7 protein-coding genes are annotated in these 17,836 nt (G+C 58.9%); all 7 read right to left on the reverse strand.

Features of this window, described 5'->3' with window-relative positions; translation table 11 throughout:
• Positions 1 to 44: 44 nt before the first annotated feature.
• The 7 genes from FD428_RS09775 to irp1 all read right to left on the reverse strand — a co-directional run bounded on the left by FD428_RS09775 (position 45) and on the right by irp1 (position 17,774).
• Positions 45 to 1,058 carry a zinc-dependent alcohol dehydrogenase family protein gene (locus FD428_RS09775; RefSeq protein ID WP_114847820.1) on the reverse strand — a complete coding sequence of 338 codons (1,014 nt, stop codon included), beginning with the start codon at positions 1,056 to 1,058 and terminating at the stop codon, positions 45 to 47.
• A gap of 65 nt (positions 1,059 to 1,123) precedes the next feature.
• Positions 1,124 to 2,239: a zinc-binding dehydrogenase gene (locus tag FD428_RS09780; RefSeq protein ID WP_114847821.1), complete on the reverse strand. Its 1,116-nt coding sequence runs from the start codon at positions 2,237 to 2,239 to the stop codon at positions 1,124 to 1,126.
• A gap of 413 nt (positions 2,240 to 2,652) precedes the next feature.
• Positions 2,653 to 4,674, reverse strand: coding sequence for a siderophore yersiniabactin receptor FyuA (gene fyuA, locus FD428_RS09785; protein WP_071258495.1), 2,022 nt, complete (start codon positions 4,672 to 4,674; stop codon positions 2,653 to 2,655).
• 130 nt (positions 4,675 to 4,804) lie between these two features.
• Positions 4,805 to 6,382 carry a yersiniabactin biosynthesis salycil-AMP ligase YbtE gene (gene ybtE / locus FD428_RS09790; protein WP_060816066.1) on the reverse strand — a complete coding sequence of 526 codons (1,578 nt, stop codon included), beginning with the start codon at positions 6,380 to 6,382 and terminating at the stop codon, positions 4,805 to 4,807.
• 3 nt (positions 6,383 to 6,385) lie between these two features.
• On the reverse strand, positions 6,386 to 7,189 hold the full coding sequence (gene ybtT, locus FD428_RS09795) for a yersiniabactin biosynthesis thioesterase YbtT (protein WP_064145964.1): 804 nt from the start codon (positions 7,187 to 7,189) through the stop codon (positions 6,386 to 6,388).
• Positions 7,186 to 8,286, reverse strand: coding sequence for a yersiniabactin biosynthesis oxidoreductase YbtU (gene ybtU, locus FD428_RS09800; protein WP_064145963.1), 1,101 nt, complete (start codon positions 8,284 to 8,286; stop codon positions 7,186 to 7,188). Before ybtU ends, ybtT begins: the two co-directional genes overlap by 4 nt.
• Positions 8,283 to 17,774, reverse strand: coding sequence for a yersiniabactin polyketide synthase HMWP1 (gene irp1 / locus FD428_RS09805; RefSeq protein ID WP_114847822.1), 9,492 nt, complete (start codon positions 17,772 to 17,774; stop codon positions 8,283 to 8,285). Before irp1 ends, ybtU begins: the two co-directional genes overlap by 4 nt.
• Between the last annotated feature and the right edge of the window lie 62 nt (positions 17,775 to 17,836).

Below are 17,836 nucleotides of genomic sequence, written 5' to 3' on the forward strand. Positions count from 1 at the left end.
TGCAGATAAGCTGATTCGCAACCTCCTTTTACGAAGGCTCAACCTCATATCACGACAACAATTTTCCCGATTTGCTGACCTTTTTCCATATAGCGGTGTGCATTGGCGATTTCGGAAAGCGGGAAGGTGCGGTCGATGCGCGGTTTCATCTGCCCGCTCTCCAGCTTCTCGAAAATGTAGCGTTCCGCGTTTTTGAGCGCGACCGGGTCGCCGGTAATTGAGAACATGGTATAGCCCATTATTTTGAATGGCTTACCCTGCGCCCCCTGACCCCAGGATTCATAAATCGGGAACGGTGTCGGTTCCGGCGCAAGGTTACCGTAAATCATGATCAGGCCATCTTTGGCCGTCGCGCGCGCCAGTTCGGCCAGACCGGAACCAGCTACGCTATCAAAAATGATCCGCGCGCCAGCGCCTTGGGTGATTTCCATAATTCGGGTTGCAACGTCTTCTTCGCTAGTCACGATAACGTGATCCGCCCCGGCAGCAAGCAGTTCATCCCGTTTGTCGGCGCCGCGCGTGGTTGCGATGACAATCCCGCCCTCTGCTTTAACAATCTGAATTGCCGCGATCCCAATGGAGCTGGTTGCTGCTGTCAGCACGACGTAATCGCCCTTGGTGACATGGCCGTTATGCACCAGCGCCCCGTAGGTTGTGATGTACTGCATCCAGATACTTGTTCCTTCCTCGAATGATAAGCGCTCAGGATACGCGGCGAGCGCCTCGGCGGGCACGATAGCGACTTCGCCATACACGCCGTATTGATTAAGTGGGAAAGCGGGAACTGTGGAGCGGATTTTCCCGATAAGCCCTGTATCCACGCCCGAGCCAACCGCCTCGACAATCCCGGAGGCTTCATAACCAATGTTTGATGGTAGAGTAGGTTCCAGGAAATATTGCCCTTCGCGGAACATCACCTCGGCGCGGTTCAGCCCAATGGCTTTTACCCGCAGGCGAACTTCACCCGGACCTGGTTCCGGTAGAGTGAGCTCATCGATACGTAAAACATCTGCGCTTCCTTTTTCGTGGAACCGGATAATTTTCACTAAATTTGTCATGCGGATTCTCCATGCCTCATGAGAAGGCTTATTCTGGTTAAAGTGGGTTTTTCGCAGGTGGGCATTCAGCCCACTCGCGGATCAATCAGGAATTTTTCGCCCGTTGCTTTGCGTTCAAGCGCGCGTAAGACATCAGGATCAAGCAGATCGGCCAGGCCGATGGTCCGCGTGTAGCGGCTGGCGAAGGTGGTCGTCAGTTCATCGACGATCCGCTGGCGCAGTCGCTGAAGAACCGCCGGGGAAACCGTGTTGAGATAGTTAAACAGCAGCCATCCCGATATGCTCCAGGCATAGCCGAGCCCGCCACGATCGAGGACTGTCGGGGCACTGTCCAGCCCGCCATAGATATACAGCTGCTTAAAGAGAGTGGAACCGTAGCGGCTATAGGCTGCGGTTTTGCGGGCGGCAGCGCGCTCCATAGCATTTATAATTTCAATACCCAGTTTGCCGCCGCCGATGGCATCAAAAGCAACGGTCGCGCCGGTCTCTTCAATCGCATCGGTCAACCGGGCAGCAAAATCAGGCTCTTTGCTGTTGAGCACATAAGTCGCACCCAGTTCGCGCAGGATCTTTTCCTGCTCAGTGGAGCGCACGATATTGATTAACGGAATACCATCGGCCAGACAGATGCGCTGTAGCATCTGACCAAGATTCGATGCCGCTGCGGTATGAACAAGCGCTTTATGGCCTTCCCGAAGTGCCGTCTCCACAAAACCGAGTGCGGTGAGTGGATTAATAAAAATAGAGGCGCCATCGGCTGCTTCCACGCCCTCGGGCAGCACAATCAGATTGTGCATATCTGTCCTGCGGTAATCGGCGTACATACCACCACCGGACATCCCGACACGTTTACCGATAAAGGCTTGTGCATTTTTCCCTGCGGCCACGACGGTACCCGCGCCTTCGTTTCCAACAGGCATGGGTTGTCCCAGGCGGCCAGCGATAGCCGCCAGACGTTCTGATGGGACAGTCATCGTGACACGGCTGTCGAATTCCCGAATATCAGATAGATCCGCCGGGCCTAACAGCATGCCGCTGTCGCTGGGGTTAACCGGGGTCGCCTCGATCCTGACGATCACCTCATCGTCGCCCGGTTCGGTCAGTTCGACCTGCTCCAGAGACAGCACAAGTTCACCGCTTTTATCAATCGTCGAGCGTATTGCACGTCCACTCCAGCTCATACTCATCTCCTGCCGTTATTTATCGAAAACGTTTTCGTAAAGAGTGTACACTTAAATTTAAGTACAAGTGTAGTTTTTAGTCACCATAAGCGCACATTTAAGGAAATCGTTTTCGAAACAAGGAAAAGACATTGCTTGGTTTTACTGAGTAATCAGGTTTAGCTTGAATGGGTAAAGATCAATTGTTATTTGCATCGCAAATGAGGGGGCGATAGACGGGATGTTCCAGGGATAACACCTTCCAATACTACCTTTTCAGGCGAAGATTTCTGTACACCCATAGCATCCTCTTAAACGTACATCATAGACAAAGAGGCAGGGGGGATGTGGCAATTGATAACCTGGGCGGAGCTGCCCTGGGCGGGATAAGCGCATCAGGGATGCCGTGACGGCATCCCTGTTTATTTAAAGGATCAGAAGAAATCAATTCGCGTATTGATACCGACGGTGCGCCCCATATTGACCTGCGCGACGGCGCTGCTGCCGTTCATGTAGCCATAGGTACGGTAACGACGGTCGAACAGGTTATCGACATAGACGGAAATGTTCATCCGTTCAGTCGCCTGCCAGCCCAGGCTGCTGTCCAGGGTGGCATAGGTGCCTTGCCGCAACTGGTTGTCGCCATCGAAATAATGCGGCCCGACCAGATTAACCGCCAGTCGGGGCATCAGTGCGCCATAGCGCGTATCAATCACGCCGTTCACGCTGCTTCCCGCGCCATAACGTGGTACGAACGGCACCCGGTTGCCGTGATACAACTCACTGTCATTGGTGAATTCGGAACGGATCACGTTGCCATTGATATCCCATGACCAGCCTGGCGCAAACCGCCATTTTGCTTCAAGCTCAACGCCGGTGGCGTCGGCTTTACCCGCATTGCTTAATGTCTGCATCCCGACCGGGCCAGAGTAGAGCTGCATGTCTTTGGTGTGGGTATAAAACGTCGCGGCTTGCAGCGTGACGTCAGCGGTTTCGTAGCGGGTGCCAAGTTCATAGTTGATGGATTTCTCGGCGACGAACGGTTTGGCATCAAGACCCGCAGTAGGCACGATGTTGTACCCGGAAGGTTTATATCCCTGGGCTACACGGGTATACACTCTCCAGTCATCGGTCAGCATATAGCCTGCGGATAGCTGCCCGAGTACCTGATCGTCATTGCTCTTACCCTGGTCGCCAAACGGGTTGCCGAGCATGCTGCCGTGATATTGTGTACTGGATTTATCATGCGAGAAGCGCACGCCGCCGCCGATATCAAAACGATCGGTTAAATGCCAGGTCAGGTCACTGTATGCGGCCAGCGTTTCAGCGGTGGTATAGCCGGTACTGCTTAAATAAGGCATTGTCGGCATGTCGTAGGCTGAATTTAACTTCTCGCGGGTGTTCTGCCGGTACAGCCCAAACACCATATCAACGGTACGCGCATCGCCCAGGGTTGCGGCGCGCAGTTCCTGCACATCCTGATTCCAGCGCTGAGGCATATTGACGATTAACGAACCGGAAGGGAAGGTGCGCGAATAATGCTGCTGCTGCCAGGCGCTGATCAGGTTGAAAACCCAGTCATCGGTGGTGTATTTCCCACTCAGGGTCTGGCTGTCAGTGCAGCGCCGCATGTACGGGTCTGGTGAACCATCGCTAAGTGAGAGCTTACGGCCCTTAATATCATTCCATCCCACATAGGCGTCCTGGGTGGCGCGGGTACATTCGCGTGAGGCGGCAAAGCCCATTTCCCAGGGCTGGTCGTCCGGCGCCAGACGCAGTTTCACATTCCCTATGCTGGCGCGGGTGCCGCCTAAATCATCGCTTCCCGTCGCGGGGTTAATCATGTCGCCGTCATCAACCTGGCGTAACAGGGTGACGCTGCCGTACAGCAGGCCATCCTGAATGGGGCCGCTCAGGTTGAACTTACTTCGATAACTGTCGCGGCTACTGACGCCGCCTTCAATATAGCCGCGCGGCGTGCTGTCCGGCTGCTGGGTGACGATGTTGATGATCCCGCCCTGAGCGCTTTTGCCATATAACGTTCCCTGTGGGCCTCGCAGCAACTCCACGCTTTGCACATCGGTAAGCGCCTGGATGGTGTTGGTGGAAAGCTGAGGGACGCCATCAACATACAGGGTGACGGCGGGGTTATAGAAGTCCTGCGCTGAAGAGACGCCGCGTAGCGAGATCGTCGAAAAAAGCATGTTGCCGCTATTTTCAATATTGAGCCCGGGCAACACTCTGGGGAGTTTGTCGCTGGCGGTGACGCCGGCGTCGCTTAACTCCGGCGCGCTGACAACGGTAGACGAGACATTGTTGGCTGATGCCGAGCGGGAAGATTGTTTACTGGCGGTAACCACCAGCGTGCTTTCGTCTTGCTGTGAAGTCTGGGCATTAGCAATGGCGGGGAGCAATAATCCCCCCAAGGCCAGAGGATAAAGCCGTGTCATTTTCATTGTTGTGAGTCCCTGTAAGACGGCGAAACGCCAAAAATACCGACAATGGTGAATTGAAAATGATAACTATTTCTAATAGTGGTGCTACCCGAAACGGGTTTATTTCAACCTGTTTCGGGTCGGTTTGCGCTTATTGGGCAGAATGGCGATAACGGTCGACGGCGAGAGCCGTCAGGCGTTTTTTGTCTATCTTGCCGACGGCGGTGAGCGGCCAGTGGTCCAGAAACTCGATTTGGTCAGGAATTTTCCACGCGCTGAGCCCCATACGGGTCAGTTGTTGACGCAACTGCTGATAGTCAGTTGGCACCTGCTGCGCGATGATAAACGCGCAAATCCGCTCGCCAAGCAGCGTGTCCGGTGCGGCGACCACCGCGCAATCTTGCACTTCCGCTAAACGCAGCAGTGCCGATTCCACTTCAGCCGCGGCTATTTTTTCTCCGGCGCGGTTGATCTGCTCTTTTATGCGCCCCTCAACGTGCAGGTTCCCCGCCTCATCCAGCCTGACATTGTCGCCTGTGCGGTAAAACCCTTGCGCGGTAAAGGCCTGCGCGTTGTGAGCAGGGGCGCGGTAATAGCCCGAAATGGTATAAGGGCCGCGCGTTAACAATTGCCCGGTTTCGCCCGGCGCGACGTCGTTCTCGTCTTGATCAACGATGCGGATTTCATCCAGAGGGGATAACGGGCGCCCCTGACTGTGGAGAATGGTGGTATGCGGATCGTCCAGCCGGGTAAAACAGAGCAGGCCTTCCGCCATACCGAAGACCTGTTGCAGGGTACAGTCAAAGGTGGCGATAACCTGCTCAGCAAGCGTCGGGTCGAGCCGGGCGCCGCCTGCCTGAATGACGCGCAGCGACGAGAGGTCGCTGTCTTCCCACTCCCTGGCCTGCACCCATAATTGCGCCAGCGCCGGAACCAGGGCGACGTGAGTCACGCCTTCCTGCGCGATTAAAGGCATCACCTCATCACAGCTGGCGCTGTCGGTCAGCACCACTTTTCCGCCGCAGGCAAGCGTTCCCAGAATGCCGGGGCAGGCCAGCGGAAAGTTATGCGCCACCGGGAGGACGGCGAGATACACGCTCTGTTGGCTGATGCCGCACAGTTCAGCAGAAGCGCTGAAGTTATAGCTATAGTCGGCATGTCGGCGCGGGATGAGTTTGGGCGTGCCGGTTGTGCCGCCTGAGAGCAGCAGCAACGCGGTGGCGGAGACATCAGGCTGCGGCCACGCCTGTCGCTCACCGTGAAGGGAGAAGAGCGGCGTAAAATCGTCGCTCACGGTCTCTCCTGCGACCAGAACATGACGCAGGCAGGCGTGTTTGTGCGCCATCTGTCGGGCCAGCTCTGCGTGGTTTTCCCCGTGAATAACGTAAGCGACGGGTTGCGCCAGCTCAATCAGCGCGTCGATATCCAGCGCCCGTTGCGAGGGCATCGCCAGCACGGGGATAACGCCCAGTCTTAACAAGGCGAACAGCAGGGTAACAAACGCGTTGTCGTTGGGAAGCTGCACAATTACATGCTCCCCCGAACGCAAACCCAGTGATGACAGACCTGCGGCAAGTTCGTCAACCCGTGCATCAAGCGCGCTGTAGGTTAACGACCCCTTTGCATCAACGACGGCAATTCGCGAGGCATAACGAGCCGCCCAGTGGCGCAACTGTTCGGCAATGGGTAAGGGATACTGTTCAATCAGAGATTCAAAGGAAGAGTTCATGCGTCACCTTTCTGAAGTACTGGGCTGTTTTTGCAACGCGGTCATTGCAGAAAATGCGTGGGGAAAATGGCGGACAATCTGCGTAAAAAAGGACCGGGCTTGTTGAATGGGATAGAAATGATCGCCGTCAATCACCACCGGGCCTGTAACGTGGCTCAGCCACTGGCTCCAGGCATCAACCTGCTGCCAGGAGGCTTCGCGATCGTGGCTGCCGCACAATAACAGCGCAGGCGTGCGCAGCGGCGGACAGACGCCGGGCGAGTCGTAGTGATAGCTCTCGGTGGCGTAAAAATCAGCGCGCAGAAGAGGAAGAAACAGCGACATTAATTCCTGGTTTTCCCGCAGTTCAGGAGAACATCCGCCAATGTCTATCAGTTCAGCGATAAAGTCGGCATCATCGCGATGGCTGAGCTGGCGTTCAGAATGCAGATGCGGGGCATGGCACCCGGAAATAATCAGTCCTTGCGGCGCATGCCTCCGTTGCTCCAGAAGCCGGCAGGTTTCAAACGCCACCTGCGCCCCCATGCTGTGCCCGGCGAGTAAAAGCGGCGTGTCAGGCGATACGGATGCTTCCAGCTCGTTCGCCAGCAGTGCCGCCAGTTGTGTAATGCTTCTGAGCGGTTCCAGATGGCGAAGGCGATCGCGCCCCGGCCAGATCACCAGAGAAAGCGCGCAATCAGCCAGTTGCTCAGCTTGCCAGTGGCGAAACGCGCTACTGCTGCCGCCAGCGAAAGGGCACATGACCAGATGCGCAGTATTGCCGTTCCGGGCGGGCCACAGCGGGATGCACATTACAGATTGCGTCACAGCGCCTCCTTATCATCATCGTTGTAGAAACCGGCTAACCGGTCGTGGTGCGGCGGCGTCAGGCGTCTGATCTCCGCATTGCCGGTCTTACGTAAAATCTGCTGCCATAACCGTGATAACGCGATCTGATGTACGCTTTGGCAGGCCGCTGGTGGATGTTCGCCCGCCAGATGGCTGCGCAACTGGTGTAGCAACCAGCTGACGACCTCCGGCCCGACGGTTTCGCAGCAGTCACGCCAGCTCAGGGGCGCCGCGCTGCGCGTCAGACCCGGCGGATCGCGCAGGATCTCCGGTCTGCGGTAGAGACTGTGGGCGTTCTCCTGATGGTCTGCGACAAACAGGCTGGATGACCAGATGACGGGGCCGTAGCTCGCCTCCAGCGAAAGATGACCTTCCGGCCAGCCCAGCAGCAGGCGGTGCATGATAAGGCTATGCATATCTGGATCGTCAGGATCGAGATAGCGCTGAAGCAGCAGACAGGCTTCTCCCTCCGGCCAGAAGAGTCTCAGACAGTGAAAATCGCTAAAGCTGCCAACCACGTCGCACTCTACGGCGGCGGCATCAACGCCCAGAGCCAGCAACAACAAATCCAGCGTGGAGTAGAGCAACTGTCGGCTGGTGGTGGCGTGGACTACCGGCGGCGTCTTAGCCAGGCAGCGACGCAGCTGCTGCGCATCGCGAATCCATGTGCGTCCCGCGCGCGTATGCGGATAAAACGTGTTTATCCAATAGCAGCAGCCCTGTTCCTGCGCCAGCGTTTGTAAGGAACTGATGTCATCCGGGTGGAGGGGATGCTCCTGAATGACGTGTACGCCGCGCGCCAGAAAGTGTCTGGCAAGCTGCGTACCGGTTCCTCCGGCGACGGTCGAACGCACAACAATACAGGCGATATCCGGCATCTCGGTTATCTGTTCCGGCGAGGTATACAGCGGAATGCCAAACGCATGGGCCAGCTCTCTTGAGCGGGCGCTTCCCTGCGCCAGCAGGCCAACCAGTTCCAGCCCCTCCGGGGGCTGCATAAAGGCATTCAGGTACATTTCGCCAAATTTGGCGCCCACAATCAGTACGCGTTGTTTTGGGGAGGCGGACGGCATCATAACGTGTTCTCCGGTTGCGTTGAGGTTGCGCAAAGCCAGCGCGTAATGTGTTGCGCACAAGCCTGAACGTGGGGGGCTTCCATCATGATTTGCCAGTGGCTGGCTTCAATCACAGCGTCGTCGGCGTTGTTTATCCAGCCCTGCCACTCGGTTTCTGCTGGCGTCCAGCGCGCGGGTCTCCCGGCGGCATACACCATGAGACAGGGGACCGGAACGCTTTCGCCCGGCGTATGCTCAGTCAGTAAACGCAGCAGATGCGCGATGTTGTCGAGCCACGTTTCTGCCGCTTGCAGCGTCAGGCTTTGCGACACCATACCGGCCGTTTTAGCGAGGCCGATAAAGTCGGCAAGCTGGCTGTCGGGCGTCTGCTGGTCGAAATGTTCGGGCAGCGCCAGAGGCGTTTGTCCTTCGGCTAACAGGCGCAGCAGGGCCGCCCGGTTTTCGCAACAGAAATCCTGTCGGCACACGGGATCGATTAACACCATCCGAACCTGCTCGCCTTTGGCGTACAGGCGCTGTGCGGCGCCCGCCGCGAGAAACGCGCCATACGACCAACCCGCCAGCACATAAGGGCCGTGAGGCTGCTGGCGACGGATGCACCCGACATACTCATCGATCATCTGGTCAAGCGTGGTGAAGCGCTGCGGCGATTTTGCTTGCAGGCCGAAAACGCGCCTGTTCAGCGCGCTGGCGAGCGGCAGCCAGGCGCTGATATCGCCGTCCGAAGCGTGGAAGACAAACAGGGTTTCCTCACCGTCGCCCTGGCAAAGGGGTATCGGGTTGTCCTCTCCTGACGTAGCCGCCTGTAGATGGGCGCAGAAGTCGCTCAGCGTCGAATGGCTGAACAGATCCTGAAGGTTAGCCCTGGCAATCCCTCTCCGGTTTAGCTGCGCGACCATCCTTGTCGCCATCAGGCTGTCGCCGCCCAGTTCGAAAAAGTCGTGATGCCTTGCCACGGGGCGAGACAGCAGCGATTGCCAGAGTTCAGCCACCTGTTTTTCCAGCGCCGGATTCCCCCCGGCAACTGGCGTGGATTTGGCTGGCTCAATCAGCGCATCAGACGGGGCATGCAGCGGCGTAAATAACGCTTCTCTTTGCCGGATCTGTAAAACGGGCAGACCGGTGCCAAAGCGCTGCTGTAAATAGCGGCTCACGGCTTCTTTATCCGGGCGATTTACGCCAGGCGAACGCGCCACCAGCAGATGCTGGCGCAGCGGCGACGATTCCTGCGCGGGCCACGCAAGCTCGTTTGCAAACCCGGCCTGAACGAGAACCTCCTGCCATGCGGAGCGGGTGAGCATCGGTTTCTCATCCCGGCGGCGGAAATCGCGGTATCCGCTTAATCCCTCAATAAAGCCCACGCTCGCCAGCTGGAATACGCTGTTTCGCTCCGTCGCTTCAACGATCAGCAAACGTCCGCCGGCTTTCAGCAACAGTTTTAATCTGCGTAACGTCTGGACGACATGGCTGGCGTCGTGGAGCACATTGACGGCAACGATCAGGTCGTAACCCGCCTCCGGGTGGGCGGTGAAATCCAGCGGCTGGTTGATGTCGAACAAGGCATAAGACACCCGCGATTCATCATGGAAACGGGCTCTGGCGTCATTGAGAAACTGCGCGGAGACGTCCGTGAAGTGGTACGACTGCCGCGTGTTCCGCGTGGCCTTCAGCACCGGCGCGGTAGTGGCTGCGGTTCCGGCGCCAACCTCCAGAATCCGTTCTGCGCCGCACAAGGCGGCAATCTGCGCGGTATAGCGATTCAGACAGGCGCTGGCGGGGTTGTCGCGATACAGCGCGTCGGTCACGCGATGCTGCTCGTTGAACAGCAATTCCAGCGGAGAACACTGCCCGGAGAAGAGGGCGTCGTGCCGGGCGATGCAGGTTTCCAGATACTGCGCCAGCGCCTGGCTCCATTGGCTTGGCGGGCACGCTTCCTGAGGCTCAGGAATCTCGCTGAGCGGAACGCGGCAGCGCCAGCTTTCACCCTCGCGGATTAACCACTCTCTTTCCGTCAGACACTGTAGCCACTGGCGCAGCAGACGCTGGTGAGACGCTTGCGCGGACAGCGCCTGTACTATTGCGCTAAAGCGATGGGCGATCTCCGGCGTGGTAAACAGGCCGTGACGATTTAGCGTGGCCGCGATCCCCTGTAGCGCACGCGCCTCCAGCCAGCGCCAGGTCGCCTCCAGCTCATCAAGCTGCGCCTGCTCAGGCAACGGCAGCGCCAGTTGGGTAAGTTCGTGCTCATCAGGCGTCGCCGCTGATGGCGACGGATCGTCGGCCATTACGATATCCAGCGTCAACGCGCCTTGTTCGGTTATTTCCGCTCTGGCCTGCCGGATGCCGGGGTATTCGAGCGTCGCCTGCTCAATATCCCGCAGGTCGTAGTCCGCCTGCGCGTTCAGCGGCCAGCGTCGGCGGGGAATGTGCCCGGCGATGCCGCTGGCGAGAGTCTTCAGGCTTTCAGGGGCGGCGATGACGGCTTGCAGGATGGCGCAATAGTCATTAAACATCGCCTCGGCAGCGCCGGGTTCCAGCACGTTGTCCATGCAGTACCAGCTAAACATCAACTCGCCGTCGCTCTCCATGACCTGATGATCCAGCCAGACCTGCGGCGTTTGCGTGAACACATAGCAGGGTTCGCCGAACAGATGGCTCATCGCCTGATCGATAGTCATGCCTTCCAGCGTCATCCCCAGCATACTGGTAAACACCACCGGCATTAGCGGTTGACGTTGTGACCCGCGCAGGCGGCCCAGCTCACGGATCACCTCAACACCGTTCATTTCACTGTGCGCCATGTTTTGCCAGAGGCGCTGTTGGGTCTGTTGCATCTGCTCTTGCAACGTCACCGGCGCTGAGAAGTTAAAATCAACCAGCGTGACGGAGGTAAAATCACCAATCAACTGGTTGATTTGCGGATGGATCGGCTGGCGATTGAAGAACGTCAGGTTCAGCGTAAATGCCGTGGTGCGGCTCCAGCGCTCAAGGGTGGCGGCAAACAGCGTGAGCAGCGCGGCAGACGGTGTGACGCCTTGCTGCTGCCAGCGCTGTTTCACGGCCTGCCATTCTGTCTTGCCGATCGTCGATTTGAAGGTGGTGAAGTGTGGCGTTTCCGGGGGCGTCTCAACCACCGGCAGCTCTGGCGCTAAAGGCAGTTGCGGCAGTTTTTCCTGCCAGTAATCCCAGGCATCGTGCCATGCCGATGTCTGTCGGTGCGCCTGTTCAGCCATCACATAATCACGGAAGGTAATAGCGAGCGGTGCCAGCGTTTCGCCGCGCCAGACCTGCGCCAGATCGTCCATCATGACTTTAAAACTCTGCACATCGAACTGCAAAAGGTCGAGGTTCATGTGCAGGCGGTAATGGCAATCGTCGATTTCGCTGACCACCAGCTCAAAAAGAGGCCACTGGTCGGCAGGCAAAACGCGATAGCTCAGTTCATGCCGCCGTTTTTCCAGCGCGATGTGCTGTTCTTCCAGGGAAAGCGCGCGCAGATCGTCACGCTGGATGTGATACTCCGGCGTTGTCGCCAGGATTCGCTGCTGCCCGTCGGCATCAACCACCATGCGCAACATATCGTGGCGTGCGATGAGCTGGTTCCATGCTTTCTCCAGTATGGCGAGATCGAACTCATCGTGGCGTTTATCCCACTCAAACAGGACGTGACAGGCGACGCCGCCATAGCCAATGAGGTGGGTTCGCCCCAGCCAGTAGGCGTGCTGAATGGGCGTCAAAGGGAAGGGCGCATAACGCTCGTCGGCGTCGTGCTGCAACACTTCCGGCTGCGAAGCGGCAGGCGTCGTCTCTGGCTTAGAACAGATAAGCTGCGTGAGTCCATGAGGAGACAGATCCTGCCATGCCCGTTCCGCATTGATGCGTACGCCCAGGTAGTGCTGAATATCGCTACTGAGTTCAAGGAAGAGCAGCGAGTCCATGCCGAGTTGCAACAGATCCTGGTTTGGGCGCAGTGACGACGGATCGCTCAGCCTTAGCTGAACCGCAATCCGCTTTTTCAGCCATGCCATCACCGCCGTTTCATCGCTCAGGCTGCCGTTAAAGGCGTTGTCATCAGCAGGAGGAATGACAGGCGTTGCGGCTTTTTCTGTGGCGCTGATGTTAAACAGAGCCTGTTGTAACGGGGGCATTTTGTCGGTAAAAACGCGCATCGCCAGTCGCCACGGGGCACCGCGCATCACCGCCTGTTCCAGGTGCCAGCAGCCTTCGGCATCGCTTAACGCGCCCATACCACGGTTGGCGAGCGTCGCCAGCATTTCCGGCGTGGCCGCCCGACCGCTTTCTCCCCATGCGCCCCAGGCGACAGAGAGCGTTTTCGGCGCATCAAGGGTGGAAAACTGCTGGGCCAGCCCGTCCAGATAGCCGCAGGCCAGCGCATGGGCGCTCTGACCCGGCGCGCCGAGGGTGGCGGCAGCGGAAGAGTAGAGAATAAGATAGCGTCCGTCGTGGTTGCGCAGGGTTTGCAACAGCTGGCTTGCCGCCTGCGCTTTTACCGCGAAAACGGCAGCCAGCTGGTGGTCGTCAAGCTCCAGCAAGGGCGCGTCAGCCAATACGCCAGCGGCATGAATCGCTCCGGCAATGCCGCCGTTGGCCGCCAGATCGTCAAGAACCGTGGCCAGTTGCCCGGCATCGCCCACATCACAACGGCAGACGCGCGTCTGCCCGCCCTCCACGTCGCGTAGCCATGACTCATCCACGCGTGGCGCCAGCAGGGCGATGCGTCGCGCGCCTTTTTCTCTGAGCCAGTTCACGGCAAGGCGGCCTAATCCGCCAAACGCTCCGGTCACCAGATGCCAGCGGTTATCGCCGGTAAACACGTTTGCCGGTAATTCGGCGGCGCATCCCGTATTGGGCGCCAGTGAAGGGAGCCAGAGGGTGTTACCCCGCGCGGCAAGCCAGCGCTGTGATAGTGAGACTGCGCTCAACCCTTGATGCAGCGTTTCCCACGGGGTGTTTCCGGCGAGATCGATGGCGGCAATCAACCGTTCCGGCTGTTCGTTGGCCGCGACGCGAAGCAAGGCCCATAGCGCGTGATGGGACGCAGAGAGTGCCTCATTTTCCTCGACTCGCCACGCGCGGCGGGTGACCACAATCAATCCGGCTGCGCTGGCGGTGAGCGCTGCTATCACTTTCTCCGCTAAGGCCAGCGTATCCTCGCTCTCCTCAACAATCATCAGTCGCGAAGAGGCGTGCGGATCGTGAATGATGCCGTATTGCGCCAGCTCGTCGCGGCGCGCAAACGTACCGGCGCTGAAGCTGAAGGTAAGCGAATGGTCAACGCTGGCGACGTTGAGGGGCGTCCAGCACCATTGATAATGCGTCTGCGGCGCAGGAAGAGGCGCGGCGGGCGATAGCGGCAGCCACTCGCCAGAAGGATGACGGGCTTCAACGTGCATCTGACCGCGGGAAAAGGCTTCGTTTTGCCAGCTTAAGCGAACCTCCCCCAGCCACTCCGGGGCGGCGACGAGGGGCGGTTCCACAGGCAGAGCGTCGCCATGACGCTGTGAGAGCAGACGCCAGGCCTCCTGCCAGCGGGCGTTAAACCGTTCGGGCTGACCTGCGCAATCAGACCAGTCGGCGAGATAATCACCGTTATCCGTCAGCGCCTGCCCCAACACGGGTTCTGATGGCGCGGTGAATGTTACGGCGCTAACCGCCTGACCGGGCAGCGTGGCGAGAATGATATGTTCGCTCATCCCGGCGGTCGGGCTGCCATCCTGCGGTAGCCATGCCACTTTGCTGAATCCGGCGTGGCGGCACTGTTGCTGCCACTGAGCGGTGGTGAGGAATAACTCACCTTCGCGGGCGTCGAGATCCTGTAGCGGAAGAACCAGCGGGCCGAAAACGAAGTCAAACAGACGCATTGGCTGGGTGATTTCGCGCATCAGCAGGCGCCCGCCCGGCTTGAGCAGGGGGCGCAGATTATCGAGCGTGCGGCCAATATGGCGGGTGGCGTGAATCACGTTCGCCGCCACGATAAGATCGTAAGACTGCGCCTGGAAGCCCTGAGACTGCGCCTCTTTTTCGAGATCCAGCTCGCTATACTTCACAAAATCATAGTCGGCGAATTTCTGCTGGGCGCGGCGGGTGAACAGCGCTGAGATATCGGTGAAGTGGTACTCCAGCGCCGGAACGCCGTTGAGTTCCGGCAGCAGCCACGCGGTGGTGCCGCCGGTGCCGCCGCCAACTTCAAGAATACGTAACGGCTGGCGGGGCTGACGCGTCTGGACAATGCCGCGTAATACCCCGGCGGCGATTTGGTTGAAATAGCGGCCAAAGCTGAATTCCTGATACAGCACTTCCACGCCGTCGGAGGCGCTTTGCGGGAAGATAATCGCCACCGGTTCTTCCGCGCCGCTCATCATGTCATATAACCGATCGCCGGCACGGGCGATGGTGTCGGGAATAGCCTGAAAACCTTCACAATAACCGGCAAGTTCCGTCAGCAGTGATTCCCGCTGTTGATGTTCAATGGGGCGGGCGCGAGCGTATCGCCCGTCGGTGCAGCGGTAATCGCCGTCGACCACGCAGTTATTCAGCAGGCGCTGGAGTAGCTGCTGGTAGCGGGGCAGCAGACGTCCACGGCGCATGATGGTCATGGCGTCCACGCCGTTCTCAATGGCATCGCCGGTACAGCGTTGTACCAGTTGATCGACGTAGATGGCGTGCAGGCGCGTGGCGCACTGTTTAAGCGCTTCCAGGCGGGGGAGATCGAGCGCTGTCGCGGCGCGACTTGCCACCTCCAGCCCGGCAGACAGCGCTGCGTCGGCAGGCTCGCAGGCCGGGGAGACGCGCTCTTTCCAGTAACGCTCAGTATCAAACGGATAACATGGCGCAGCGATACGTTGTCCATCGCCCGCCAGCAGGTCGGCCCACGGTAAGGCGACGCCGGCAGCGTAAAGCTGGAGCAGAGCCTGATTGAGGACATCGCTCGCCTCTTTGTTACGCCGGGCGCTGGCTATCCAGTATGCGTTATCGCGGTATTCGCGCTGCCCGGAAGCAACCAACTGGGCATCGGGCCCCATCTCCAGAAAAACGCGGGCGCCGAGCTGATGCGCCACCTGAATACTCTGGATAAAACGCACCGGCTGGCGCATGTGTCGGCGCCAGTAATCCGCCTGGTTGAGCGTTGACTCATCAATGACGTCGGCGGTGAGCGTGGAAATAATCGGTATTTGCCCCGGCTCCGCGTGCAGCCCCGCGCAGGCGTCCTGGAACCGATCGAGTATCGGTTCCAGTAAAGCGGAGTGCGCCGCACCGGTTACGCTCAGGCGACGATAGTTAATGTCATGCTGCGAGAGCGTGGCGCAAAATACCGCGAGACGGGCTTCCGGCCCGGAAAATACCGTATGTTGCGTACCGTTGTTGGCGGCGAGATCCAGCTCAAACTGGCGAGCCAGCGGCATCAGCGTGTCTTCGTCTGCAAATACCGCCACCATCGCGCCGCTTGCGCACTGCTGCATTAGCGCGCCGCGCCGACAAACCAGTGGCATGACCTGTTCAATCGTATAGTGTCCGCAGACAACGGCAGCGGCAAACTCACCGACGGAATGCCCAATGGCGAAGTCTGGCTTCAGTCCTTCAGCGCGCCAGTGCGCCGCCATCGCGATTTCAAACGCGACAATCGCTGGCTGCGCCCAGGCCATATTGTCCAGCTGCGCCGAATCGGGGTTAAACATCGCTTCGCGCAGTGACGGCGTGAGCATTTCGCTACAGGCGGAAAAACAGCGATCCAGCGTGTCGGCAAACGCCGTTGAATGCTGGTACATTGTCTGACCCATAGTGCGCCAGTGCGAGCCCTGGCCGGTAAACAGCCACACCTGCTTGCCGCTGGCGCCGTGGCCGCTGTAAACCAGCGCCCCCGATTTCTCACCGGCCCAGGCGCTGAGCGCCGCAGCAGTTTCACGGTTTAATGGCGCCGCCAGGCGGAAGGGAAGATCGAGACGGCGCGCGTGCAGGGCCGTGAAGGCCAGAGAGCTGGCATCCGCATTCTCCCTCAGCGCCCCGGCATAATCCGTCGCCAGCCGCCGCAACGCGCTGTCGCTGGCGGCGCTGAGCAGCAGCGCGGTACTTTTTCTGCCGCCATCCGTATTGGGGAGGCGCGCGTTGAGCGCGTCGGGCAGCGAGGCGACGATCATATGGCAGTTGGTGCCGCCAATACCAAAGGAGGAGACGCCCGCATAGCGCATTTCGTCCTGCCACGCCTGCGCCGACACCGGTATGGTAAAGGGGCTCTCTTCAAGCTTCAGCGCCGGGTTGGGGGTGTGAAAATTCAGTAAGGGTGGAATTTGCCCGCGACTGACTGCCAGAACGGTTTTCAGCAGTCCGGCAATGCCCGCCGCGGTATCCAGATGCCCCATATTACTTTTCACGGAACCGAGCGCACAGCGCTGATCCTGCGGGCGAGGCGCATAGACGTTGCGTAACGCTTCAATTTCAATCGCGTCGCCCAGCGGTGTGCCGGTGCCGTGGGTTTCAATGTAACCTACCTGCCTGTCGTCGATGGCCGCCAGCATTAACGCCTCTTCGATGACCGCCTGTTGCCCTGCGACGGAAGGGGCGGTATAGCCGACCTTTCTGTTGCCGTCGTTGTTGACCGCGCTGGAGAGGATCACCGAGATAATCGGATCGCCTGACAGCAGCGCGTCTCTCAGGCGACGCAGTACCACGCAGCCGAGACCGTTACCGGCCCAGGTGCCCTCAGCCGAGGCGTCAAAGGGACGACAGTGACCGTCAGGAGAGAAAATCATTCCGGGCTGGTAGCGGTAGCCCGCCTGCTGGGGGAAAGAGAGCGCCACGCCGCCGGCAACCGCCATATCGGATTCGCCTGCGCGCAGGCTTTCACAGGCCAGATGCACGGCAACCAGCGAACTGGAGCAGGCGGTCTGTACCGATAACGCCGGGCCGTGCAGGTTGAGTTTGTACGCGGCGCGGGTGGCAATATAGTCTTTATCATTGCCCATCAGAGATTGCAGACCCTTTACCTGCGCGACTTCTGTCACGTTCAATGCTTCGCGACCGGGGTAGGTACTCATCCGGGAAGAGGCGAAAACGCCGGTCTTATGGGGGACGGCGCCGGGGGCATAACCGGCATGTTCCAGCGCATGCCAGACCGCCTGCAAAAACAGGCGCTGCTGCGGGTCCATCGACTCCGCTTCCTGTCGCGAATAGCCAAACAGGGTGGCGTCGAAGCAGTCGGCGTTGTCTAACACCGTACCGATATTGACATAATGAGGATCGTCAATGATGGCGGCATCCAGACCCACGGCCAGAAGCTCTTCGCGCGTAAAACGTCGGCTGCATTCACGACCTTCCAGCAGATTTTGCCAGAACGTTTCGCCATCCGGCGATTCAGGAAAATGGCAGGCGTAGCCGATAACCGCGACAGGTTCGCAGTCCGGGTAGTGTTGAGCGATCGATGCATCAATGGAATCTGCTGTCGGCGCAGAAGAGAAGCGCAAGTTATCCATAATCGGTCCCGTTTCCTAAGATTCACAAAGTCAATGGAACGCCATGCGTTCGCGATGGCGTT

The sequence above is a fragment of the Citrobacter sp. TBCP-5362 genome, from assembly GCF_005406305.1.
In the GTDB taxonomy this organism is placed as follows: Bacteria; Pseudomonadota; Gammaproteobacteria; order Enterobacterales; family Enterobacteriaceae; genus Citrobacter_B; species Citrobacter_B koseri.